Source organism: Bradyrhizobium sp. USDA 4538 (genome assembly GCF_024171045.1).
Taxonomy (GTDB): Bacteria; Pseudomonadota; Alphaproteobacteria; order Rhizobiales; family Xanthobacteraceae; genus Bradyrhizobium; species Bradyrhizobium australafricanum.
Genome location: NZ_JALJZE010000001.1, coordinates 1777820 through 1801173 on the forward strand (window position 1 = coordinate 1777820; position 23354 = coordinate 1801173).

Sequence of the window (23354 nt, forward strand, 5' to 3'; positions counted from 1 at the left end):
TTCTTCAACGGCCTGCTAGGGTCGCAAGCTCTGGTTGAAGTTTGATTGCGTGAATACAGCGCTCGATAGGATTTTTGAGTGTGGTCGCCTTGCCTATATTTATTGGGTCAAGGGAAGCAAGCGTCAGGCTCCCATCCATTCCGCATGTCAAGTTGACGATGACGTCGGTCGCTGCGTCCCGAAGCTTCTTGACGACCTGTTCATAGAGCTCAAATCGGTTTGACGGGACTCCGGTTTCTGGCTCGCGGACGTGAATGTGGACAATCGCAGCCCCTGCTTTCGCTGCTTCCAGTGCAGCCTCTGCAATTTGTGCCGGCGTCTTGGGAATGTTTGGATGCTTCGCAAGGATCGCGGAACTACCACCTGTGACTGCGCACGTGACCATGACCTTTCGAGACATCAAGAACTCCTCTGTTGATATCGCCAGCTTTAAACGATCAGTGTTTTGGCTGCTATGCGATAGTTGGCGGCGGCGAGCGTATGCTAATCCGCGAACGTCTGTTGCCGCCCGTTACGCGCGTCATCAAGTGCGACGCGAATTGGATACTTTCCGACCACTGATCTCGAGCCCATGGCGGGATCGCCGGTGGTAGTCATGGTGTTCCTTTGATCGTTTGAAGTATCAACTAGAAACAGCGCGCGCACCAACTTGGGTAGAACGTTTCGGCTTCAGCGCCAGCGCCCCTCCTCAGTGTCGTAGGTGCCGGCAAGCGGATCGCTCACGGACATGAGCTCATGTTTGAGCACTTTATTGCTGGTGGTGGCCCTAGGAAGCGCCCGAGTGAAGGCGATGTACCGCGGCACCTTGAACGCGGCGAGGTGTGCACGAGCATGCTCGAGAATGCGCGTCACGGCCAGATTGTCTGGCGTGACGCCTTCACTGAATTCAACGTAAATCTTGACCTCTTCGCCGCGCTTCGCATCGCTAACGGGCACAGCGGCCACATCCGTAATCTCAGGAATCTCGCGGATGACCGCCTCTAACTCGCGTGCAGCGATGTTCTCGCTCGAGCGGCGAATCATATCCTTTGTGCGCCCCACCAGCCAATGAAAACCGAGTTCATCGCAACGCATCAGATCACCGGTCTTGAACCATTCGCCTTCAAACAAGGCTGCATTGGCGTTCGGGTTATTCCAATAGCCCTTGAAGATCCCGCGTCCCCTCACCCACAGCTCGCCAACGTCGCCGATCGGTGTGGGGCTGCCATCCTCATTCATCAGCCGCAGCGTGCGAAAGGGCGCGCGCATTCCCACCGAACTCGAGTCAGCCAGCTCGTCGAACCAGTTCGTCATTCGTGTGCCGAAGCCGATTTCCGTCATCCCGTACGCTTCCTCGGTGCGCACTCGAAAACGGTTCCGGAACTGGCGTACGGTCTCAGGACTCCAGCCCCAATTCAGGACCTGCTTCAGGCATGTCGTACCGTCTGTGTTGGCGGCCTCCGCCTCCCGCGCTACCAGCTGGGGAAATTGGCACCACTCGATCCGGTGTCGCTTAACCCAACCGACAAAGCGCGTCGAGCTAAGTTGCGGAGCTAGGAAGAGCGTTCCGCCCTGTCGATATGCCTTCAGAAGATGCGCTGGCGGATCGACATAGAAGAAGGGCTGTGCGGAAAGATATCTCTTGTACGGCCGCTCCCAACACACCCCCTGATAAGAGTACATACCCCAGTAGTCATGTGTCAACATGCAGCCTTTCGGAAAGCCCGTTGTTCCCGAGGTATATTGAATGTTCAACAGGTCGTCGGGGCGGATATCCTCCTCCACCGGAGAATCGTCGACGCCCTCGAGCAATTCTTGGAGAGACGTGGCTGTCCCTTGGGAAGGTTGTCCGATAAGAATTACTCGTTCCTTGGCGAGATCTCGTGGCCAAGCCTCCATGACCGAGAACACTGACCATGCGGCCCCGTCGATGACGGCGAACTTGGCCTGTGTATCGCTGAGAACGTATTCAATCTCCCTCGGCGTGTAGCGCATGTTGATCGGGACCATCACCGCACCTAGCTTCGCAATCGCGAACCATAGAAGCGGGAATTCGATGCGGTTGGGCAGCATCACGCCAATGCGATCACCCTTATGTACGCCGAGTGTACGCAGCGCTTGTGCATATTTGTTCGACCATCGGTCCATCTCGGAGTAAGTCGCACGCTCGCCGCGATCGAAGATGTCGATTGCGATTGTTGAGCTGTGAGTTCTAGCGCGCCTTGAAACAAGCTGTCCGATCGTGATCGTCTCATATTCGGACTCCAGTGCCTCGATCGCGCGCAGCACATTCGCGACGCGCTCTTGGAGCTGGGTTTGTGTCACTTTTAGAGAGGGCATTATTAAAACCGTGCTCAGGAGGCTAAAGAAACATTTACTGACGGACGAAACATCTTCACCTAACAGTTGACGCAGCTGCCGATCACCTAAACCGGCAGTCAGCTTAGGTCCGTCCAGCATGCGCGTGACGGAGACAACCATCGGCCAGGCTCGCCTCCAAGGAAGCTAACTCAAACGTCTTTATGAGCTGCGTAGCCTCTACGTCGGATTGGTACATCATCAAAGGGGGACGAAACACTACCTACTCTGGTGAGTCCTCATCGTATTGTCCAATTTAAAGAAGCGGCATTGGCACCTATCTAGCATTGATAATCCACAAGAGCGCTTTTAGTGGGCAGCGGGATCGATGGCACTAGAGCGTGCGGTCGATGATGTTGCGCGCCAAAGGGACGAGTTGGTAACTCTTTATCGGCCCGCCATGTACGATCGAGGAAATCAAGCAAGCCTTCCGTCACGATCATCGTCGCTTTCTGGATGGACCTAAAACTACCCGGCGCAGTAGCAGACCGCATCATCGATTCCCGCACGGTGGCCACATCGTCGTGGTCCAGCCTCAGCGCCTCGCGTCCGACCGCCGCCTCCCGCTCGTCTATGCGAACGAAAGACGATCGGGGTCCCTGCCTTCACTTCCGTTCTCAGCGTCGATTGGATCGACACGAACCTTGGTGCTTCGATCACCGCCGCAACCTGTCATCACCACACTGCAGACCACGCGCTACGCCATTATCAATGACGCCGGCATTCAATCAGCGCGATCATCTGTCACAGAATCGCTTCTCCCGCGACGAGCATGTTAACGCCTTAACTGTAGCCAGAGGGGTCGCACGGTTCGTGCGTTTAGCTTCAGGTCCACCACAGAACAAGATCCGGCCGCGCAAACCCGAAGAAGCAGTTCAGCAGAAGGCGGCGCTTTCCGTTGCCGGATTGCCGGGTGACGCCGTGAATGAAACCGCCATCGATCAGAGCGATGTCTCCCGTCTTGAGCTCGAAGTCATGCCAAGGGAATGCTTCAAGATAGCCTGTCGAATAGGGATAGCCTGTCGTCTCCAAGCCCTGAGACTTTCGCTCAGAGACCGTTGGCTTGTGGCCCCAGATCCGCAGATTACCACCTTCCTCGGGCATGCTAGTATAGAAGTTGAGTGCCACGACGGTGTTGTGAGCCACTGCTGGAAGCTCACAATCGCTCCCGGCACATAGAACTTGAGCCACGTCATCGTGGGGCTCCAAGGCGTACATACCAGTACCGGACCAACAGAGAGCGCGGCAAACATTAGCTTGGCCGTGTGATGAACGGGCCAACTGCAATTCAATTCCCTGATTGCGAAGGTCGCGCTTCAACCCATCGAACAAACTACGGACCGGATCAATCAACTTGCCAAAGACGGCGTCGATGAACGGCCGTGCATCTTCGGACTGTGCGAAATAGCTGGCTGCATTCTTCCTGTAGTGAGATGCGCCGACATATTGTCCGGGAACGCCGTCTTTTCGTTCCTTAAGACCAGGATTGCGAAGAAAGTTTGCGGTGATTTCCTCGGCTACTTCGACACTGAAGCCTTGCTTAATGTGCAGGCCCGTGACCTCACCTTTCAAGACTGAAATGATTTCCGCAGTACTGATAGAGCCGGTTCGTTCTCTGATCGCAAGAGGTACGACGGTTGGCGCTTTAGATATTTGGGCAGTCGCCATTAGCTTGCTCCTGTAGTGCATTCTCGAGAATGGTGATGGCATGACTGAGTTCGTCATCAGTGATGGTTATTGGTGGGAGGATTTTGATGACGTCGCGATTTGGCCCTGACGATTCGATCAATAGGCCGTTTTCGAAGGCGATATCGTGCGCACGACCGACCACGTTCTGCGAACGGCACTTGAGGCCAGCCATCAGACCACGGCCGCGCTTTTGCTCAATGACTTTGGGAAATTTCTCAACGAGGCGATCAAGATGTGCTTGCAGTTCGACTAGTGTCCGCGCAACACTTCCAGTGAACTGCCTGTCGGACCACAATTTGCACATGGCGGCTGCAGTGACGAAGGCAAGATTATTGCCTCTAAACGTACCGCTATGCTCCCCAGGCTTCCAAATGTCCAAGTCGGGGCGAATCAGAACAATGGATAACGGATTACCTGAACCGCTCAGGGACTTCGAAAGGCACACGATGTCAGGTTCGATTTTCGCGAATTCAAACGAGAAGAAATCGCCCGTTCGTCCCGCACCCGCCTGAATGTCGTCGACGATCAAAACAACGTCGTGCTTTCGGCAGATTCGTTGCATTTCTATGAGCCAAGCTGCGGATGCGCTGTTCATGCCCCCTTCTGCCTGGATGGTCTCCAGAATTATTGCGGCCGGCTTTTCTATCCCGCTGCCTTGGTCACCCAGTACGTAGTCGATGTAACTTGCGGAATCAAAAGATCGATCAGGATAGCCTTCATAGGGAACGCGGATCACATCGTGGCGAGCAACCCCGCCCAGATCCCTGGTCGACGCCGACCCAGATACCGCCAGGGACCCAAGCGACATGCCATGGAACGCATTTGTGAAGGCCATGACGCCCGAGCGGCCAGTATATTTTCGCGCCAATGCAAGCGCGGCCTCGTTGGCATTTGTCCCGGTGGGTCCAGGAAACTGTATCTTGTAATAGAGGCCCCTGGGTTTCAGGATCGAATCGACAAACACCTCGATGAATTCACGCTTTGCAGCTGTATACATATCAAGCGACAATAGAATGTTTCCACCGGCGAGATATTCAATTGCTGGCGCGATAAGATTCGGATTGTTGTGTCCGTAGTTGAGCGCGCCGGACCCCACAAAGAAATCTATGTAAGGCTTGCCGGCCTCGTCCCAGATTGTGGCCCCAAGGCCTCTCGTAAAGACCGTTGGAAATGACCGCCCATAGCGACGAACGTTTGATTCATGAGCCGAGAAAGCGTCGGTTTTCATTTAAGAGTCCATCTGCGGGTAGACATTGGGTTCAGTAGATGGCGATTTGACGCGACTGGTTGGTGATAGATGTTCTTCACCCAGACTCGGATCGGCCGGTCGTGCCGGCACAATCCGGCTGATGATTGAATCGAAACAGCTGTAGCGCGTGTCTCCGCAAATGGGGGTCGACGGTGCGGCTCGCCATCGCAGCATCCATGGGCTCCTTGACAAGTTGTACGTCGATCACACTTCTGTTCGTCTGTGCAGACTGCGGATAACACCAGGTTCAGGACGTACGGCTTGTGTTGCGTGACGTATGTCTCGAAATGACTGCGCTTACTTACCCATGAAAGGCAAACAACGAAGCTACTAAAGCTGGTAGTCTTATGTCCCCCGCGCCCGGCCGACTTCTAACAGGCCGGCGCCGCGCCTACTGCGGAAAACCCAAGCCTTCTCGGTGTTTCGATTTAGCCTTCCGAGTTGTGGGCGAGCTTCGATTTCCTCCGCTGAGGTGCTTGCGCCGTCGGCTCTCAATCGTCGATAAGACGGTACAGCTACTGTCCTATCCCGATAATTCGTGAGCAAAGTCGATGCGGCCTCTCGACGATTGCGTCTGCCATGGCATCGGAAGGGCTGGCAGGTAGCGTTGTATGCTGAGACGAAGTGCCGATTTTTCGGACGAGTTGCTTAACATTGAAAAAGGCGCCGCGACTGATCGTCTTATCAGTGATCAACGCAAACGCTCCACGATCCCCTCCGCGATCGCCGTAATTGGCATCGATATCGGCAAAAACTTGTACCACGTCGTGGACCACGATGCGCGCGTCGCCATCGTTCTGCGGCAAAAGTGGTCGCGCGGCCAAGTGGAAGTGCGTATTTCGCAAAAACGGGACAGCGGTTTCGCTAACTGACGGACAGCAGTTTCGCTAAATCGCGGACAGCGTGGCGGCGCTGGCTTTTGGTTGCCTGGTTGTTGAAGTCAGTTGATATTCGTTTCGCTGTTTTCGACGTCGGTCAAGGGGCGCGCGGCTTTTTTCCTTCGCATGCTGTCGCCTTCGAGGGCGATACGGTGGGAGTTGTGGATGATCCGGTCGAGGATAGCATCTGCGATGGTTGGCTCGCCGATCATGTCGTGCCATTGGGCAACGGGCAGCTGAGCGGTAATCAAGGTCGATTTGCGCCTGTAGCGCTCTTCGAAGATTTCGAGGAGATCAAGGCGCTGCTGGTCATTGAGGGTGTGGGTGCCCCAATCGTCGAGGATGAGCAACTGGACACGTGCAAGCTTATCGATGAGGCGCGGGAAGCGACCATCGAGACGGGCCATGGCGAGGTCTTCGAACAAGCGCGGCATACGCAAATAAAGGACGGAATGATCGAGCCTGGCCGCCTGGCGTCCGAAGGCACATGCCAACCAGGTTTTGCCAGTCCCCGTCAGGCCGGTGATGATGAAGTTCTCATGGGCTTTCAGCCAGGCGCCTTGCGCCAGCTGCAGGGTGTTGCGCCGGTCAAGGCCGCGGCGGGAAGCGAAGTCGACGTCTTCGATACAGGCGTCGACGAAGCGCAGCTTGGCTGCGGCCAGCCGATTGGTCAGGCGCCGGTCGGCACGCATGGCGGCTTCGCGATCGAGCATCAGGCCGAGCCACTCATCCCGGCTGAGATCGGCGGCATTGTCCTGTTCGGCTAGTTGCCGGTAAGCGGCCGCCATTCCGGCAAGGCCGAGCGCCTGCATCTGCTCGAGGGTCGGGTGGGTCAGCATCGCGATGTTCCTTTCCTTCATTGATAATAGCCCCCACCACGGATGTTGGCGTGCGAGGGGGTGGCTTTGACGGGTGCGGCAGCAGGGCTCGCGCGGTCGAGCCCGGATTTGAGGATCGCGCTCACCGAGGAGTAGCTGATCGCGTTGATGACGAGTGCCCGCTCGCAGGCCGCTTCGAGCCGATCGCGCTCGTAGCGCCGTGCCAGGGCGATGATCCCCATGGCGGAGCGATAACCCTGCTCGGGATGCGGGCGCTCACGCATCATCCGCTCGACCAGAGTGGCGGTGTTGACGCCGATCCGCGCTGCCATCTTGATCAAGCTCGCCGGCGTCATATTGGCATAACGCTGATGGGCCTTGGGCATGTGCTCGTTCACGGTGACATGGCCGCCGCGCTGAGAGCGGCGCACATGGCTGGCGACACGCGTGTGATCCTGGAAGATCTCGACGGCTCGATAGGTGAGCCGGACGTCCACCCGACGGCCGATCAGCCGGTGCGGCACCGAGTAAAAGGTCTTGTCGACTTCGACGTGATAATCGGGGTGGACCTTCGCCGTTTTCCACTCGGCGTATTCGAACGGCTCGCCCGGCAGCGGCGTCAACGCAGCGCGCTCGATCTCCTCGAACAGCTGCCGGCGGGATTTGCCGATATGGCGCATCGGCCGATGGTTCAGCTCCTCCAGCAGACCGCCGATCGCAGTATTGAGATCGGTCAGGTTGAAGAACCGCCGATGGCGCAGCCGTGCCAGAATCCAGCGCTCAACAATCAGCACCGCGCCTTCAACCTTGCCCTTGTCGCGCGGCTTGCGGCTGCGGGTCGGCAAAATCGTCGTGTCGTAGTGCTCGGCCATGGCGGCAAAGGTTTGGTTGAGCGTCGGCTCGAACCACAACGCCTTGACGACCCCGGCCTTCAGATTGTCGCAGACGATCGCCTTGGGAACTCCGCCGAAGTACGACAAGGCTCGGGTCTGGCCTTCGATCCAATCTGGTAGTCGCTGACCGAAGCTCCCCATAGCGAAGGTCAGCGACGAGGCCCCGAGCACCGCGACAAATATCTGCGCCTGACGGATCTCGCCGGTTTGCGGATCGATCACCTCCACCGTCGGACCGGCATAGTCGGTCTGCATCACTGCACCCGCCGCGTGGCGATGACGGAAGGTCGGGTTCGCCCGGCGCCGATAGGCGTCGAACTTCTCGCAGAACCACGTGTAACCATAGCCGTCGGGATGCGCCGTCCGGTATTCCTGCCACAGCAGCGTCAGCGTCACGCCCTTGCGCTTGAGCTCCTGCGCCACCCGTGGCCACTCTGGCTCGCTCAAGTCCTGCGGGGGGCGCCCGACCCGCCGGAACAAGGCTCGCTGCAAGGCCGCCTCGCTCTCGTAAATCGGCGGCAGCGGCCAGCTCAAACCCGCTTCACGCGCTCGCAGCAGGTAGGTGGCAACCGAACTCTTGCTGATCTGCAGCCGTTCCGAGATCTCCCGAACCGACAGGTCCTGCTCGTACGTCAGCCTCAGGATCGATCGTAGGTCCTTCACAGTGGTTCGTTTCGCTTGCTTCCGTCTCGGCATTGCCCCTCTCAAACTCAGCTTGAGAGAGAACATTGCCTGAACGGCGCTCCCGAAAACCAACCTCCCGCAACTGTCCGCGATTTAGCGGAATCCCTGTCCCGGAATTACTGAAATCGCTGTCCGCGAATTAGCGAAATTGCTGTCCGGAAATTGCCGAAACACGCAGTGGAAGGGCGGTCGCCAATATGTCGCGCTGCCTCATCGGCATGGAAGCTTGCGTCGGCGCACATCACCTGGACCGCAAACTCGCATCGCTTGGTCACGATGCCAGGCTGGTGCCGGCCAAATACGTCCGCCCTTACAGCAAGGGACAGAAGAACGACTTCAATGATGCCGAAGCGATTGCCGAGGCCGTGCAGCGCACGACGATGACGTTCGTCGCGACCAAGACCGCCGCCTTCATGCTGGAGCGCGGGATCGCCATGCGACAGGGCATCGGCTTCCTAGGCAGAACTTGCCACCATTCTTACGACGCGCACCGATGCCCTGTCACCACGCATGTTGCGCTGGGTTGTGCTGGTCAGGATAAAGAACTGGGAACGTTACGGGTTCACATCCTGGATCGAAGCCGCCAAGAAGCGGCCACACCACAATGTGCTCGCAATCACGCTCGCCAACAAACTTGCCCACATCGCCGGGGCTGTGCTGGCCAAAGGACGCGTCTTCGAGATAACCAGGATCGGCGATGCAGACGCTCGACCCGCCTAACGATCGCCCCGTGCTTGGCGCGGCCTGGCGACGTCCAGTCAGCCGTAAGCAAGAGCGACGGCCGGCCTTGACCGCCCCTGCGCGCGACGCGATCGACGTTCTGCGGGCCGGGACGAAGGACCTTTGGTCCGAACAAAGGAACGACGCAACATCAGGCGCAAGCGATGACATAGCCGCATCAACAGTCTCCAGCCGAGATCTGCGAGAAGACAAGACAAAATGGAGGACTTCCGAGCGTGTGCGGATACTGGTGACCTTAATGGCCCGTTCGAGGCCTGTTGACTAATCAGAACGCACGCGCAGATGTCCATGATGGCCCGGAGCACAAACGCTTCAATAAGAGGCCGGACACATTGATGCAAGACCGCTGCCACCAATTCGACGAATCTTCTCGCAACGCACGGCCGGACCATACATAAGGTCACACGTTCCACAAATTACCACGCGTCACGCAAGACGGCGCCCGTCGGATGCATACTAAAATAATACAGTGCTTGATGGCTTGTCGAAATTGAAGAGCAACGCATGCACACGATTATTGGTCAGTTCAGCGATCGCCCGGCACGCGCAATTTCGACGGCCGTCCTTCACGCGTCTCTCGATTGCAACGCAAGTGGCAGATGAGAAAATAAGCGAGACGGGGTGTTACCGCTGCGACGAGATGGCGCGAGATTATGAAGTCGTTCGTGAAGAACTGGCGCCGGCGCCCGGCTTAAGCGGTGTTTCGAGCCGGGACGGTCTCGAAGAAGGCTCGGATGATGACACGCAAGAGCTCTGCGAGCCATCGCAGCAGCAGGCCGAAGTTATAGCCGGCAGCGGCGAGAACAGCGTCGATGCGGTCGCCGAGGCGTCCCTTGAAATAATTTCTGTCCATGCGGTGCTCGGCCTTGACGTGGCTGATGACGGGCTCGACAGCAGCGCGACGCTTCATCTCGCGACGGATGGAAGCTGTGATGCGGCGGATCTGACCCGAGATCCAGACCCTGAACCGATGCGGGTGGTTGTGACCGCGATATCCTTTGTCGACGTGGATACCGCGAGCCTCCACCCTGGTGAGCTTCTCCATGTCGGCAATTACGGGACCGAGCGTGTGCCCATCGAAGGGGTTGCCATGCAGCGCCTTGGCACCGAGCACGAACTGGCCGCCCTTCGGAGACGTCACAGGGATGGCGATGCTGACCTTGCAGCCGAACTCGTAGGGCGCGCGGGCTTTACCCTTGCCGATGCACTCAACCTCCGGAGCATGTAACGCATAGACCTTCGGACCGCGCTGATGCTGATCCTGGCTGCGCACCTGCTGCGCTAAACCGAGCAACGGGCCGAAGCGAGCTTCCAGCACCGTATCGCCATCAATCTTGCGGCGGATGTCGCGGATGATCCGGCCAAGCCGTGTCCGCAGGAACTTGAGCTGCCGCCGGGCGCGTTTGAACTGGTGGGCGTGGGTATAGCGGCCGGTCATGATGGCGGCGCGCTTGGCCAGGCGCAGATAGCTCTGGCGTAGCGGCACACGGTTGCGCTTGGCGAGCCCGACCAGCTTGATGATTGCTCGATGCAGGAGCCGCGCGTCGGTCGGATGCGCAACCGCCTTGGGCTGCACCGTGGTATCGACCACCACGCGCTCCAGGTCCTTCGGGCCGAGGGCGCCTGTCTTGTGCGCCACCGACAGACTTTCCTGGATTAGCGCAACGAGCTGCTCCTCGCCGAGCCGCTGCCGCCAGCGCGTCATCGACGATCGATCGATCGAACGGCAGACGGTGGCGGAAGCTCAGCTCGCCGCAGAAGTATTGGTAATAGGGCTTCTCGATCCAGCGAGCGCACAGCACCTCATCTGACAGGTTGTGCATGTGCTTCAAAATGAACAGGCCGGCGACTAGCCGCGTCGGCAAGCCCGGCTGTCCCGACCCTGCTTGGCACACCGAACTGAAGCGCTCATTCAGGATGTTCCAGTCGATCAGCGCTGCCAACCGCACCAGCGGATGACCCATGTCGATGATCTGATCAAGCGCCGGAAGCAACAGGTCTTTCTGGCGATCATCCCGCGGCTTGCTCATCGCATTCCCCAATGTCGACGACGCTGTCAGGGAATCACGAATCACCCAAAAGCAAAACCTAAAACGCAAGAAAGCGAGGTCCAATACCCCGCTTTCCTGCAAAATCGAATACTACATCAAGAAATTCTGCTTATTTCTCAGGTCAATTCGCATTTCTTCACGGACGACTATGAAGTCGATTGAGCGATGTATATTCTGACACATTCAAATTCGCACCCTGCCCGTTAGCGGCAGGGCGCGAATCGGGGCGAGCCAACGAACGGGCGGACCTTTTCGCAGACGTCGTCCGCTCCCCTTGGCGCGGCCTGCCAATTCATCACGCGCGATAAAGCGTGTGTGGTATACCGCTGAAGATCTCTGCACCGCGCTCCGTCACCAACACGGTCTCGCTGCAGCCAAACAGATAGCCGCTTTCTCCGAGGAGAATGACTGGCATGTGGACGGTCATGCCGGCCTCAAGGAAGTCGGTTGCGCCCGGCTCCAAGCTCATGTTCCCGCGTTCGTTCCACGGAGCGCCGGTTTGGTATCCAACGCGGTGGTTAAGCGCATGCGGACGTGCGGATCGTTCGATAACCTTACGAGCGGCGGCGTCAATCTCTCCTGCCATAACACCCGGCTTGATCGCGGCGATCGCGGCCTCAAGGGCCTCCTCCGCCAAGGCGTGCAGGGATTCGGTCTCGGGATGGCGGCCGAGCACGGCGGCCCGGACCAGCGGCCCGACATATCCTTGCTTCATTCCGCCGACTTCGATCATGGCAGGTTCATTGCTCCTGATCGGGTGGTGCGTGAGCTTGGTGTGTGGTAGCTTTACTCGCTCTCCGAATCCGATTGAAACCAGCCTAACTTCGTCGCCGCCTGCCTTTTTGACCTCGCTTTGGATGGCTGCGGCCATTTCGGCTTCAGTGATGCCGTTCCGTAGCGACTGTTGAAACGCTCCCACGGCCACCCGGGTCATGGCCATCGCCTCGCGCATAACTCTGATCTCCAGCTCGTTCTTCACGGCCATCACCGATGGAACGAGACGAGAAGCATCGACGAGCTTCATATCCGGAAGGCGCGTCTGAACCGCACTTACATCTGCAGGTGCAAGGTTCCAACAACCGAGCTCAAAGCCTACCCTGCGGCCTGCTAGTCCCAACCTTCGAAGAACGTCCGCGCACACTTTGGCAAAGTCCGGCTGCTCGGTATACGTAATGATCTCGTCAATGCAACTTTCCGCGCGAACGCCCGTCAGCTCGTATTCGCGAACAACGTATGTCGGCGCCTGCCCCGGCACTAGGATCAACGGGAACGGCATGAAGTAGCCACCCATCCCGTCATATCCGGTAAGGTACCGGAGATGACCATGGGCAGTGACCACGATTGCGTCGAGATCAGCGCGAGCTACGGTCTCAAGCACATTCTTCTGCCGACGCTCGTACTCTGATTTCGGGAATGGTGCGCCAGTGAAAGGAATTGACTTACACGTTGCGGTCATAGACTAGCTCCTTTTGTCATTACTGATGCTGCGTTTCAATCGACCAGTTTGAGTAGGAAATCACTCGTAGCCGAGCGCACCAACGTACGTCTTGCACCAGATTCGACGTCACGGCGGAAACAAGGGTACCGAGGCCTGTTTTTATTCTGGGCCTATAGACCCGGCCGCTCGGGCTTGTTGATGCGGAGCAATTGGTCCGTCAAATGCTGTCGACTTGATTGACCTAGAATGTTCACAGATAGTGGGTATGCGTGCGCACTCACCGTTTAGTAGAGCATGCACGAAAGTGAGCTACCCCGCAGATGCGAGCGCCTCAATCGCTTGTCGGTGCACTAGGTGCGCTCTCCAAACGACCATCTCCTTCCAATCTGACTTTTGCGGGTAGAAATGGAATTTGGTCGCATTGCGAATCTGGCGCCCACGATCGGAGTCAACTGCTTCCGGTTGGCACGTGAACAGCCAATGTTCATCTGGCACGATCGACGGGTTAGTATACGTTCCAAATTCGAGAGCAACGTAGGTGTGCCTGTCCGCCAAAGTACGCTGCCAAAATTCGTCCTGTGTCCCGTGCAAAATGACCGCGGATGAGGTTCCGAGATCCGGCGACGTGACCGAAGGGCCAAAAATACTTGCTGCCCGTTGATACCCACTTACTCCGGAGGGCTGCTCACATTGCAGCTCTCCGTAGCCATAAGGACCGAGCCCTGTGTGATAGTCGATGATGATTGCGCTGTCACGGACCGCTATGTTAAAGTCGCTTACTATTTTCTCGAGGGTTCGCCTCGCTTCCGTGGGCTCCGCTCCGCCGTAACACAGACCACCCGGCCTGGTATACTGACCCCGATTTCTAGCCGATCTGTAATTCAGTTCGCCGTGGCGCGCGCGGTATGCCGCGACTGCGGCTTCTGCGCGTCGCATCCCCTCCCCCGTCCTGTCCACGGGAACAAGATGTTCTGCCAGCTCCTCATATTCAGGATTTGACGGCAACGGCTTTGAAAAATCCACAAAATTCCGATTAAGGTCGCACCCCTCTGCAGTCGCCCGACGGTCCCAGGCGAAACCATGGCAATTCAGAGCATGGATAACGAGAATACCCGTTGACGGCGGAAGGGCTTCGTGGAATCTGGCATGGAGAAATACAAGTTGCGCCGCAGATCCGCAGTAACCCTCCGGACCGTGCGTGCCCGAGATCAAGACCAAGACCTTCTTGGCATCCGGGTCGCCGTAATACGCCGCATCGGTGAACAGAGCCTCACCAGATGGCCCCTTCGTGCTGCATGGATACGGTCTCGAGGTTAACGCCGTCGCCAAGAATTTTTGCCTAGCCTCTGTGTAAGAGTCAGAAAAAACAGCACGAACAATTTGGTTTGCGACATCAAGGTTCACGCTGCTTGACCTCCACCTTCGCTTCGGCTCGGCTCGCGGATGAGACGAACAGAAGCTCCATCATGACGCGTCACCAAGGGTTAGCGAGATTGCCCCCTGCACCGTCGTACAATGGCAAAGCGATCAACTTATCAAGGGTCGGCCCGCCAAGTCGACAGATCGATTTGCCCCTAAGTGCTACCAGTCCCTGGAGACGAATTTCCGCAACTTTGGCCATTATTCGATAAATTGCATATCCTTGTCCGTAAAAACGCAGCTTTTCATACAATGGTCTCTCATTCCTAAAGCATTGAAAGGTGGCGCTAAGGTCCAATGTCAAGCAGCCGCCGACTCGAAGACTTTATTACAAGTCGTTGGATTGCATGGATTCTTAAGTCCCTGCCGCTCGTCTGCGCCTAGATTACACCTTGCAGGAACCGGACCAGAAAACGAGCGCGCGCGAATGCATGAGGTGACGAAGAACGCATGGACGGCATCAGGCGATACTTGAGGACACCGATTTAGCGCCGGGTACTGCAGTTGGACTGGAGGAAGCATTTGGGACGATCGCTTTCTCTCTGGCTTGTAGGTGCGAAGCCGGAGTCTGTCGAACTTGACAGCGGTTCTGGGTAACTTCAAAGATATCCAGTCTAGCACTACTTTGGCAGATTGTGGTTTAGCCGCCGTTTTTCACGGATTTGCTTTCGGCAATATGGGCACCGCTGAGACGGCGGCCGAAGGATGAGATCGACGATGGCATGACGTACGGCTGGCATGGCTGGCTGAGGCGGAGGCCCGTTGATTCTTTTTTTCCGCCCCGCGTATGCGAGGCGACGATGTTGCAGGAAGGCGTAGGCAATCATTGTCATCAAGGTTGGCCAGATAGTATTTTTTCTCCCGCGGACGCACGTTGCTCGCCAATGAGTGCCGCGCGGCAATCAGGATGGAAGCAGAGCGTCAATCAGGATGAGAGAGCGTCGCCGAGCTCGTGACGCAGGGAGGGCGTAGCCCGACCGGAGTTACGAGCTCGGCGACGGCGCGATCCACAAGGGACCGCGCCGTCTGGTGATCGCGGCCGGCTGGTTATGCAAGTGGTTCTTCCGCCAAGAGGAATCACTCGCTTGCCAGGCCGACACATTACCGATCACCAGATGAGGCTCTACATGAAGTACCGTCAGACCGATACCCCGCCCGTGGCCGCCGCCAAGGCGTCGTTCAGCACGTCAACCGCCTATCGGATTGAGAAGGATCCCCGCCTGCCATCGCGGAAGAAGGGAGCCCGCGGCAGTCGCCGGCCGGATCCCTTGGCCAGCGTGTTTGAGGCCGAGGTGGTGCCGATGCTGAAGGCCGCCCCCGGCGTGCGGCAGATCGCGATCTTCGAGGAGATCTTGCGACGCCACCCTGAACTCGGGACCAGAATCCGCCACATGCTGGAGCGCCGGATCCGCGCCTGGCGGGCGATCCACGGCGAGGAGCAGGAGGTGATCTTCCGCCAGACCCACGAGCCCGGCCAACTCGGCCTCTCCGACTTCACCGACATGGGTGAGCTGGGGGTGAGCATCGCTGGCATGCCGCTCGATCATCGCCTCTATCACTTCCGGTTGGCCTATTGCGGGTTCGAGCACGCCCATGTCGTGCTCGGTGGCGAGAGCTTCGTCGCCTTGGCCGAAGGGCTGCAGAATGCCCTGTGGTCGCGGCGCACCGCGGGAGCATCGGACCGACAGTCTGTCGGCCGCCTTCTGCAATCTCGATCGGAACGCGAGGGATGATCTGACGCACCGGTACGAGGATCTTTGTGCCCATTACGGCATGCGGCCCTCCCGCAACAATCGCGGCATCGCCCACGAGAACGGGGCGATCGAGAGCTCGCACGGCCATCTCAAGCGGACGATCGCCGATGCGCTGCTGTTGCGCGGCACTGCCGACTTCGATGATCTCGCCGCCTACCGCGGCTTCATCGACGAGATCGTCAGCCGCCGCAATGCCCGCAACGCCAAGCGGATCGACCACGAGCGCACCATCCTGCAGGCGTTGCCAGATCGCCGCACCTCGGACTACGAGGAGGTGATTGTCCGCGTGATGTCAAGTGGCGGCTTCACCTTGCGCAAGGTGTTCTACACCGTGCCGTCACGCCTGATCGGCCACCAGCTGCGGGTGCGCCTTTACGACGATCGTCTCGACGTGTTCGTCGGCGGCACCCATCTCGTCACCCTGTCGCGTGGACGGCCGCATCCCAACGGCAAGCACGACCAGGTCGTCGATTATCGGCATGTGATCCATTCCTTACGGCGCAAGCCGATGGCGCTGCTCAATCTCGTCTACCGTGATCGACTGTTCCCGCGCGAGGCCTATCGCCGAACCTTCGATCGCCTGCGCGAACGGCTGTCGGACAGGAAAGCCTGCCGGCTCATGGTCGATCTGCTTGCGCTGGCGCACGAGCGCGGCTGCGAGGCCGAACTCGCCGGTCAGCTCGCCGCCAACCTGGACGCCGGCCGACTGCCCGACCTCGGACAGCTGCGCGCCCACTTCGCGCCCGATCCTGCCTGCGTGCCGCAAGTCATGGTGCAGCTTGCCCCGCTCGCCAGCTATGAGTGCCTCATCGGCGCCAGCCAGATCGGAGACGCCGCATGAACACGGCCAACACAGTCGACACCGCGCGCCTCAATCTGTTGCTCAACGAGCTGCGCCTGCCCGCCATCAAGGTGCTGTGGCCACAGTTCGCCGAACAGTCCGACAAGGAAGGTTGGCCGGCGGCCCGCTTCCTCGCCATCATCGCCGAACGCGGCCGCCGTCGCATCGAGCGCCATCTCGTCGAGGCGCGGCTGCCGGCCGGAACGACCTTCGATAGCTTCGACTTCGAGGCCGTGCCGATGATCTCCAAAGCGCAGGTGACCGCGCTTGCCGCTGGCGATGGTTGGGTCGGCAAGGGCGCCAATTTGTTGCTGTTTGGGCCGCCTGGCGGTGGCAAGAGCCACTTGGCGGCAGCGATCGGCTTGGCCCTGATCGAGAACGGTTGGCGGGTCCTGTTCACCCGCACCACCGATCTCGTGCAGAAGCTCCAGGTGGCGTGGCGCGAGCTCAACCTCGAGGCCGCCATCAACCGCCTCGATCGCTTCGACCTCCTGATCCTCGATGACCTCGCCTACGTCACCAAGGATCAGGCCGAGACCAGCGTGCTGTTCGAGCTCATCAGCGCACGCTACGAGCGGCGCTCGATGTTGATCACCGCCAATCAGCCCTTCGGCGAATGGAACAGGGTCTTCCCGGACCCCGCCATGACGCTCGCCGCCATCGATCGCCTCGTTCACCACGCCACCATCATCGAAATGAACGTCGAGAGCTATCGCAGGCGCACCGCGCTCGAGCGAAAACGCGGCCCAGGACGGCCACCGTCGCACGCGACACCAAAAACAATCGCTGGTTGACGCTCCGCGACAATCAGCGCCAACAAAACTCTTGCGCGCGACAATCATCGCGGCAATCATCACCTCACCTCACCTCACCTCACCTCACCTCACCTCACCGCGACACCGACTCGCCATCCTGATTGTCGCGCGCTTCCCAGCCAGATTGTCGCGCTATACCAATGAGCCAGGCTTCGTCGCCTGGGAAATGCTGCCGACCTTTATCCCATATCCGCTGCGGAGGGCCGTCGGCGGTCCGGACACGGAGAGCAGCAAATTGGGCTTTCAGCCGACCTTTCGTCCCACGACGCCAACTCACGGCTTTCCATTTGGCGCTGGCGAGCATTTGTTCTGCGGCAATCGATAAGATATCGGGCACGTGGTGCTTTCGTGGTTTTCCGCGGACGCTGGTAATCGGCCAAATGAGCTTCACATCGACCGGATACACTTTCTGGTGCCGAGGGATGCCGACAGCCTAGGCCAGCCCGCGCTCTGTTAGCCCTTGTCGAAACGGTGCGCTGAGGCCGTATCCTGCATCCGCCAGCACACATCCAAAGCGCACGTTGGCTGCCATCGCGCGGTCAATCTCGGCTAGAGCAATCTCGGGCTTGGACCGTGCCGTTCGATGTTCGACGGCACGCGAGCGCGCTTCAAACGAGATACGTCGCTTGTCCAACTGTCTGGCAGAAAGAGACGTAACGTGACCATCACTGGCACTTCGCCGCGCGCAAGCGTTAAAGACACCAGCGTTTGGCAATTTGCCGTTTTACCGAGAGCCGACTCGTATTGAGCCGCAACACCGACCGATCGCTCACCCTTCTTCGGCAGTGAGGTGTCATCGATAACCAGCATCGCATCCCTGCCGCCGACAAGTCGGTCCGCCTGGTTGAGCGGCTCCGTCTCCAGCGGCGTCGCGTCCCAGACACCGTCCGCAATGAAATGGTGGCAACTGGTCGTAGTTGCCCGAGGCAAGGCGCTCCGCCATCGGCTGAACGCTCTTGCGATCGCCCGGACCGATCAATCCCGCAACATACAGAGGACACATCCGCTGCCGGGTCTTATGACCCAGCCGGTCCAAGAACGGCATCAGCCAAGGTTCGAGTTCGTCTTCCCATCCCGCCATGGTCAGCCCTTCCAGAGCCGACCACCCATGAATCATTGAAAAATTGATTCGGGAATCCTATAAAACGCGGCAAAATCAACAATCTGTTCGCGGTAGGGACCCCCATCACTGGGCGCCCCCCGCGCAGATCCCGGCGAGCCCAATTAAGGCACCGGGCTCCTACCTCGGGTGTTTGACGGCGAAGCGCAGCTTCGGCCATGGATGAAGGATGCGAACCTTGGGGAGCCAGTCGTCGGTGATCTGCGTTATGCGATCCCAGGTCAGACAGTTCCGCTGACTGCGCCGCCGAAGCGTACGCCTCCAGAGGTCGGTCAGATAGAACCGAAACGCATTGAGCGCTCGGCCATTCGTCGGGACAGCAAAGTACGCAAAGTGGCCGGTCACGACCTGCCTGAGCCATCTCCCCTGTGCAGGGATCGGCCAGTGCATTCGGCGCCTCAGCTCCTCCTTGATCTCGCGGAGTTTGGTTCGCATGCGGTCGCTACGGGTCTTCCGTTGAAGCTGGAAGCGCCCTTGGCGTGATTTGCCGCAGATGAATGTGAACCCCATGAACGCAAAGGTTTCCGGCTTTCCGAGTCCGCGCTGCTTACGTTGAGCCGCCGCATGGCGACCAAACTCAATCAGGCGGGTCTTGGCCGGATGGAGCGTCAGCTCGAACTCCTCCAGTCTCGCGCGCATCGCATCGAGGAAACGACGTGCGTCGTCCTCGCGCTCAAAGCCGACCACTACATCGTCCGCGTAACGCACGATGATCATGCCGCCGGAGGCCTCGCGTTGTCGCCAGCGCTTGGCCCACAGGTCGAGAGCGTAGTGTAGGTAGATGTTGCCGAGGAGCGGTGAAATCACCGAACCTTGACCCGTTCCCCTGTCATCAACGGTTACGACGCCGTCTTCGAGAATACCTGCCTTCAGCCATTTCTGGATGAGGCGGATGATGCGCTTGTCGCCGATCCTATGTTCCAAGAAGCGCACCAGCCAAGATTGACTGACTGCGCCAAAGAAATTTTGGATGTCGGCGTCAACGATCCAGTTCACCTGCCGCGTCTCGATCGCTGTGCAGAGCGCGTCCAACGCATCATGTGGCCCTCTGCCGGGCCGAAACCCGTAGGAAAAGCCACAGAAGTCTCCTTCGTAGATGGCGTTGAGCACGATGACGGTGGCGCCCTGGACGATTTTGTCCTCGAGAGCCGCGATCGCTCGGCCGCTGCTTGCCGTCTGCCTTTGGTATGTACGTCCGGCGAGACGGTTGCGGGCGGTATGTTCCTCGTTGGACCCGTTTGTGCAGATCGGCGAGCTGGGGCTCGAGATCTTCCTCGTAGTCCTGCCACGTCATGCCATCCACTCCGGGAGCGGCCCTACGCCTGAGCGCAAAGAACGCCGCCCGCAGTGTATCGACATTGATGTGGTGAAGGAGCGCGGTGAACCGGTCCTTCTTCCTCAGCCTTGCGGCTGCCCGTACGCGGTCCAGCGACTGGGTCATGCGAGCCCGGCCCTGTGTCCGGTGTATGCGCCGCTGTTCCGCGTTTCCCTTGGTCCCCAGCCTTGGCTCCACCCACTCCTCCGCCGGTAATCCGGCTTTGTTCGTCGGCTTCTCAGCTACTATGCCAGAGTCAGACTTCTCCGTGTCGTGCATCAGCGGCTACGGCTCCTCGCCTTCCCGCTGCGGACCATATCCTCGGAGGAGGAAGGTGGCCGACCCGGAGATATCCCGGTTCCCGTACAAGGAGCTTCCATGCATGCCAGGGTCTACGACCACGCCGGGCTGGACGGGTGCTCGCGTTTGCGCACTCGCCCATGTTGCCTTCCGCTCTTTGGACAGCGTCGACGCCCGGGATAACACTGTTTCGCGGCTCAATGGCTGGCCTGCATGCTCCCCTACCGACGCTTCGCCGACCCCCTCGCGGAGGCCTGCGCACGGCTCGGGGCCGATGTGGTTCGCTACACCTTCATCGCAATGGACTTTCACCATCTACTCCTTGCCGGTCTCCCGGCGCACCCAAAGTAGTGCTAAGACGCCAGCGCCGTCTGTCCATTCTTGACGACGGTAACTTGCCTGTCTCGTACATGGCCTTCGAACGAAATCGAGTTTCCGTCCTTCCAGAGATAGACCGTAAGGATCTCACCCGGAAACACCGGTGCAGACAATCGAACGCGATGACGTTGGAAGGCAGAAGGATCGTAATCCGCGTAGGTCTGCAACACTGCTCTGCAGGTCAGTCCGTAAGTACACATTCCATGAAGAATTGGCTTAGGAAAGCCAGCCTGACGAGCGAATTCAGGATCGCTATGCAAGGGATTCCGGTCACCCGACAGCCGATAGATCAACGCCTGATCGGGACGGATCGGTATTTCAATCGATCTGTCCGGCGCTCGATCGGGGACTTGGTGCGGCTCGGGCATTCCTTCCGAAGATCCACCAAAGCCGCCGTCGCCCCTCGCAAACGTCGAAGATATGATAGTGACGATCTTGTCCCCCTCGCCATCTCTGACGATGACTTCGTTCTGTATGATCGCACCCTTCTCCTTGCCTTTGTCATATACGCCGCGCACACGTGCATCCGCCGTAACGCTGGCTGCGACAGGGATCTCCTTGTGAAATGTGATGTCGCGTTCGCCATCAACGACCATGACACGATTAAGGCCGAGAACTCCAGGTCTCGCCCCCCAGACGCAGACCGAAGCAAAGGTTGGAACCACCTTCAACCGCTTCGGTGTTGAAAATGCCTCATTGACAAAATGCAGTTCCTTTTCGTTCAACGGATCGGAGCCCATGCCGATGCCGAGCGCATAGAGCATTACCTCGCGATCACTCCACGAATAGGGAACAGCTTCGGTCTTGAGATTGAGTACTGCGGGATAGTCGATTGGCACCGGTCACCTTCCCTTATTTCTAACGTCAAACGGGCGCAATAAGCAGATGTCCACTCTCGATCAGTTCGACGGCAACTTTGACTCTCCGTGATTGCCGCAATTTTCTGGCAAATTGTCGCGCTCCTTCCTTTTTGGAGCGGCACGGACGTGGCGCAGCGCAGATTTCATAGCCGACTGAGATCAGCGGCGATCCAGATCGCTTATCGCCGGCGACCGCTCGCCCGCGACATGCTTCCTCCCGGCTCACATGCGTGAGTTTGAGACAGACGCATCGTCTTATGACATCTCAAGTTCTATCCCGAAGCTAGATGGTGGACCGCCGACAATGGATTCTCTGCCAAACGGAATGTGGTGGTTCTGGCATTAGAACTCAGCGCCAATGAAATATTCCTTTCATGGCGTGCCTGTCCGCTTCGCAAATGGATATTGTTCTTGCAGACGGAACGCATCGCTCAGTTTGCGTGTCGAAATGTGCGCTGGCACCTCATTCAATTTTTCTAGCTCTCAATAGCAATGGCCGTGCCAATGCGGTGCGACGCATTAAGCTTCTAACTACAGGAAGAAGTTCTCACAGACCGCACCGCGACCGGCTGTTCAAACCCGACGGCCCTCCTTTGTCAGTAACGCAACAAGGAACGCCCCTTCTGCGACAGGCGGTCCTGGCGATTATCGCAGCAGGCTGTCGGAAAGAACTCTGCTTACCACAATGCCCGCTCCGGGGATTCTTATTGAGGGTCCAATTAGGTTGATCGCGATCGGCGCGGCGCTTCAAACAAAGGCGACGCGTGTGAGTCGCCGAGAAGGCGATCCAAATCACCATATCACCATGCGCACGAACACTAGATCCCGCGCCTTTGTGGAAACCTGCTCTTACTGCTAGGATGCCGCGCTGAAAATGGCTGCCGAAACTCTCGATCTCTCCTTCTTGCAAGCTGGTCAGAAAGCGACTCCCGCGATCGGATGCGGATCCGCCTTTGTCTCTTGAGGAAGCTTGCGAGCGCCGAAGCGATCTCACTCCGCTCGCAGGAATAAGCCTTTTCAAGGAACTTAACGCTCCCGCCAAATTCACCGCAGATTCCAAGCAACCACTCTTCCTCAACCTGGCGCTCCTCGTTCGCTGCCGACCGTACAATCATAGTGCCATAGTATCCTAGCATCTGACGCCGTCCGGCTCATAACTGTAACGACGCTGCGATCCTGATCAATGCTATGCTCCTCGTATCCACGCTCTAATCCAGGTTTCAAGATCCTTTTCCCGACGAGTTCAGACGTGCCGTCCTGCGACGCCACCAATTGGCCGGAACATCCCTCGATCTAACGAACCCGGCGTGAGGCGGCAGGCTCCGCGTGACGGGCTGCCGAGCGCTGGGCCGCTAGCGCGTAAGACCGTATGTCTGCCCATACCGACAAGGTTTGTCCTACACCTGCGCATCCGAGGGGTGCTCGGGCGGATCGAGCCGATCCTCGCAAAGGCGAGCTATGGCGGATTATAGGGAAGCATATGTCGGAACCGACGTTGCGAAGCTGCGAAACACCGTCCCGATTTCAGATGCAGGCCGGGAAGGAGCAGTTCGCTTCTTCGGCGAGGTAGATGCGGTAGATGCGTCGGCCACCAACATGAGCCGCGGCATTTGGCACGGCGAGAGGGCGCAGGATGCCAGCGCATGTGCGGGCCGTAGGCCAGCCACGTAGGCGCCGCGGCAATGGTAGCTACTGGCCGGATCGTCGCGCGATTGCGATCGTCATTGACCTGGAGGAGAAGACCTGCCCTTGCTGCCAACTGGTCAAGCACCGT

The 23354-nt window shown here is 58.5% G+C and carries 13 protein-coding genes and 6 pseudogenes; 5 read left to right on the plus strand and 14 right to left on the minus strand.

Translation table 11 applies throughout. The annotated features are described in order from the left end of the window. Positions 1-4 precede the first annotated feature (4 nt). From J2R78_RS07775 to ectB, 4 genes are all read right to left on the minus strand, one after another. A complete protein-coding gene (locus J2R78_RS07775) occupies positions 5-400 on the minus strand; it encodes a 3-keto-5-aminohexanoate cleavage protein (protein WP_253603704.1) in 396 nt (131 codons plus the stop codon). A 269-nt stretch (positions 401-669) separates the two neighbouring features. Next, entirely contained in the window at positions 670-2460 is a 1791-nt protein-coding gene (locus tag J2R78_RS07780) for a class I adenylate-forming enzyme family protein (RefSeq protein WP_253603706.1), read from the minus strand. A 702-nt stretch (positions 2461-3162) separates the two neighbouring features. Then, on the minus strand, positions 3163-4005 hold the full coding sequence (locus J2R78_RS07785) for a hypothetical protein (protein WP_253603708.1): 843 nt from the start codon (positions 4003-4005) through the stop codon (positions 3163-3165). Continuing rightward, the gene (gene ectB / locus J2R78_RS07790) at positions 3983-5254 is read right to left on the minus strand and encodes a diaminobutyrate--2-oxoglutarate transaminase (RefSeq protein WP_253603710.1); all 1272 of its coding nucleotides are present in this window, start codon (positions 5252-5254) and stop codon (positions 3983-3985) included. Before ectB ends, J2R78_RS07785 begins: the two co-directional genes overlap by 23 nt. A 632-nt stretch (positions 5255-5886) precedes the next feature. Here ectB and J2R78_RS45275 point away from each other — a divergent pair. Next, a complete protein-coding gene (locus J2R78_RS45275; protein ID WP_256559073.1) occupies positions 5887-6147 on the plus strand; it encodes a hypothetical protein in 261 nt (86 codons plus the stop codon). Between the two features lie 68 nt (positions 6148-6215). Here the strand turns inward: J2R78_RS45275 and istB (J2R78_RS07800) are convergent, their stop codons facing one another. Both istB (J2R78_RS07800) and istA (J2R78_RS07805) read right to left on the minus strand, forming a co-directional pair. Beyond that, positions 6216-6992 (minus strand): IS21-like element helper ATPase IstB, encoded by a 777-nt coding sequence (gene istB / locus J2R78_RS07800; RefSeq protein ID WP_253609770.1) that lies wholly within the window; start codon positions 6990-6992, stop codon positions 6216-6218. A gap of 17 nt (positions 6993-7009) precedes the next feature. Then, complete coding sequence (gene istA / locus J2R78_RS07805) at positions 7010-8560, minus strand: IS21 family transposase (protein WP_253603713.1); 1551 nt, start codon at positions 8558-8560, stop codon at positions 7010-7012. 176 nt (positions 8561-8736) lie between these two features. On the opposite strand from istA (J2R78_RS07805), the pseudogene J2R78_RS45280 reads away from it, so the two are divergent. After that, positions 8737-9268 (plus strand): annotated as a pseudogene (locus J2R78_RS45280) (IS110 family transposase); the annotation flags it as partial. Positions 9269-9980: 712 nt separating this feature from the next. Here the strand turns inward: J2R78_RS45280 and J2R78_RS07820 are convergent. Continuing rightward, positions 9981-11319, minus strand: a pseudogene (locus J2R78_RS07820) (IS5 family transposase). Here J2R78_RS07820 and J2R78_RS07825 point away from each other — a divergent pair. Next, on the plus strand, positions 11245-11502 hold the full coding sequence (locus tag J2R78_RS07825; protein WP_253610077.1) for a hypothetical protein: 258 nt from the start codon (positions 11245-11247) through the stop codon (positions 11500-11502). The pseudogene J2R78_RS07820 and the gene J2R78_RS07825 overlap by 75 nt on opposite strands. Positions 11503-11635: 133 nt before the next feature. Here J2R78_RS07825 and J2R78_RS07830 read toward each other — a convergent pair whose 3' ends face one another. The 3 genes and pseudogenes from J2R78_RS07830 to J2R78_RS07840 all read right to left on the minus strand — a co-directional run. After that, entirely contained in the window at positions 11636-12796 is a 1161-nt protein-coding gene (locus J2R78_RS07830; protein ID WP_253603714.1) for a Xaa-Pro peptidase family protein, read from the minus strand. A gap of 291 nt (positions 12797-13087) precedes the next feature. Next, the gene (locus J2R78_RS07835; RefSeq protein WP_253603716.1) at positions 13088-14182 is read right to left on the minus strand and encodes a DUF2817 domain-containing protein; all 1095 of its coding nucleotides are present in this window, start codon (positions 14180-14182) and stop codon (positions 13088-13090) included. A gap of 669 nt (positions 14183-14851) precedes the next feature. Continuing rightward, positions 14852-15033: pseudogene (locus J2R78_RS07840) on the minus strand (IS701 family transposase); the annotation flags it as partial. A 213-nt stretch (positions 15034-15246) separates the two neighbouring features. Between J2R78_RS07840 and istA (J2R78_RS07845) the strand changes: the two are divergent. Together istA (J2R78_RS07845) and istB (J2R78_RS07850) are read left to right on the plus strand one after the other, a co-directional pair. Beyond that, positions 15247-16792: pseudogene (gene istA / locus J2R78_RS07845) on the plus strand (IS21 family transposase). Beyond that, entirely contained in the window at positions 16789-17586 is a 798-nt protein-coding gene (istB, locus tag J2R78_RS07850; protein ID WP_253603718.1) for an IS21-like element helper ATPase IstB, read from the plus strand. Before istA (J2R78_RS07845) ends, istB (J2R78_RS07850) begins: the two are co-directional and overlap by 4 nt. A 94-nt stretch (positions 17587-17680) precedes the next feature. Here istB (J2R78_RS07850) and J2R78_RS07855 read toward each other — a convergent pair. The 4 genes and pseudogenes from J2R78_RS07855 to J2R78_RS07865 all read right to left on the minus strand — a co-directional run bounded on the left by J2R78_RS07855 (position 17681) and on the right by J2R78_RS07865 (position 21559). Continuing rightward, positions 17681-18501: pseudogene (locus J2R78_RS07855) on the minus strand (IS701 family transposase). Further along, on the minus strand, positions 18401-18724 hold the full coding sequence (locus J2R78_RS45285) for a transposase (protein WP_375166989.1): 324 nt from the start codon (positions 18722-18724) through the stop codon (positions 18401-18403). Before J2R78_RS45285 ends, J2R78_RS07855 begins: the two are co-directional and overlap by 101 nt. Before the next feature lie 123 nt (positions 18725-18847). Then, a pseudogene (gene ltrA, locus J2R78_RS07860) lies at positions 18848-20321 on the minus strand (group II intron reverse transcriptase/maturase). A gap of 374 nt (positions 20322-20695) precedes the next feature. Then, on the minus strand, positions 20696-21559 hold the full coding sequence (locus J2R78_RS07865) for a MaoC family dehydratase (protein WP_253603720.1): 864 nt from the start codon (positions 21557-21559) through the stop codon (positions 20696-20698). Positions 21560-23354 lie beyond the last annotated feature (1795 nt).

Coding starts and splice junctions, on each gene's coding strand:
- J2R78_RS07785 (WP_253603708.1), bottom strand. CDS start 4,005: ATGGCGACTGCCCAAATATCTAAAGCGCCAACCGTCGTACCTCTTGCG.
- J2R78_RS07780 (WP_253603706.1), bottom strand. CDS start 2,460: ATGGTTGTCTCCGTCACGCGCATGCTGGACGGACCTAAGCTGACTGCC.
- ectB (WP_253603710.1), bottom strand. CDS start 5,254: ATGAAAACCGACGCTTTCTCGGCTCATGAATCAAACGTTCGTCGCTAT.
- J2R78_RS07830 (WP_253603714.1), bottom strand. CDS start 12,796: ATGACCGCAACGTGTAAGTCAATTCCTTTCACTGGCGCACCATTCCCG.
- istB (WP_253603718.1), top strand. CDS start 16,789: ATGAACACGGCCAACACAGTCGACACCGCGCGCCTCAATCTGTTGCTC.
- J2R78_RS07775 (WP_253603704.1), bottom strand. CDS start 400: ATGTCTCGAAAGGTCATGGTCACGTGCGCAGTCACAGGTGGTAGTTCC.
- istB (WP_253609770.1), bottom strand. CDS start 6,992: ATGCTGACCCACCCGACCCTCGAGCAGATGCAGGCGCTCGGCCTTGCC.
- istA (WP_253603713.1), bottom strand. CDS start 8,560: ATGCCGAGACGGAAGCAAGCGAAACGAACCACTGTGAAGGACCTACGA.
- J2R78_RS45275 (WP_256559073.1), top strand. CDS start 5,887: ATGCTGAGACGAAGTGCCGATTTTTCGGACGAGTTGCTTAACATTGAA.
- J2R78_RS07825 (WP_253610077.1), top strand. CDS start 11,245: ATGACCCATGTCGATGATCTGATCAAGCGCCGGAAGCAACAGGTCTTT.
- J2R78_RS45285 (WP_375166989.1), bottom strand. CDS start 18,724: ATGATTCATGGGTGGTCGGCTCTGGAAGGGCTGACCATGGCGGGATGG.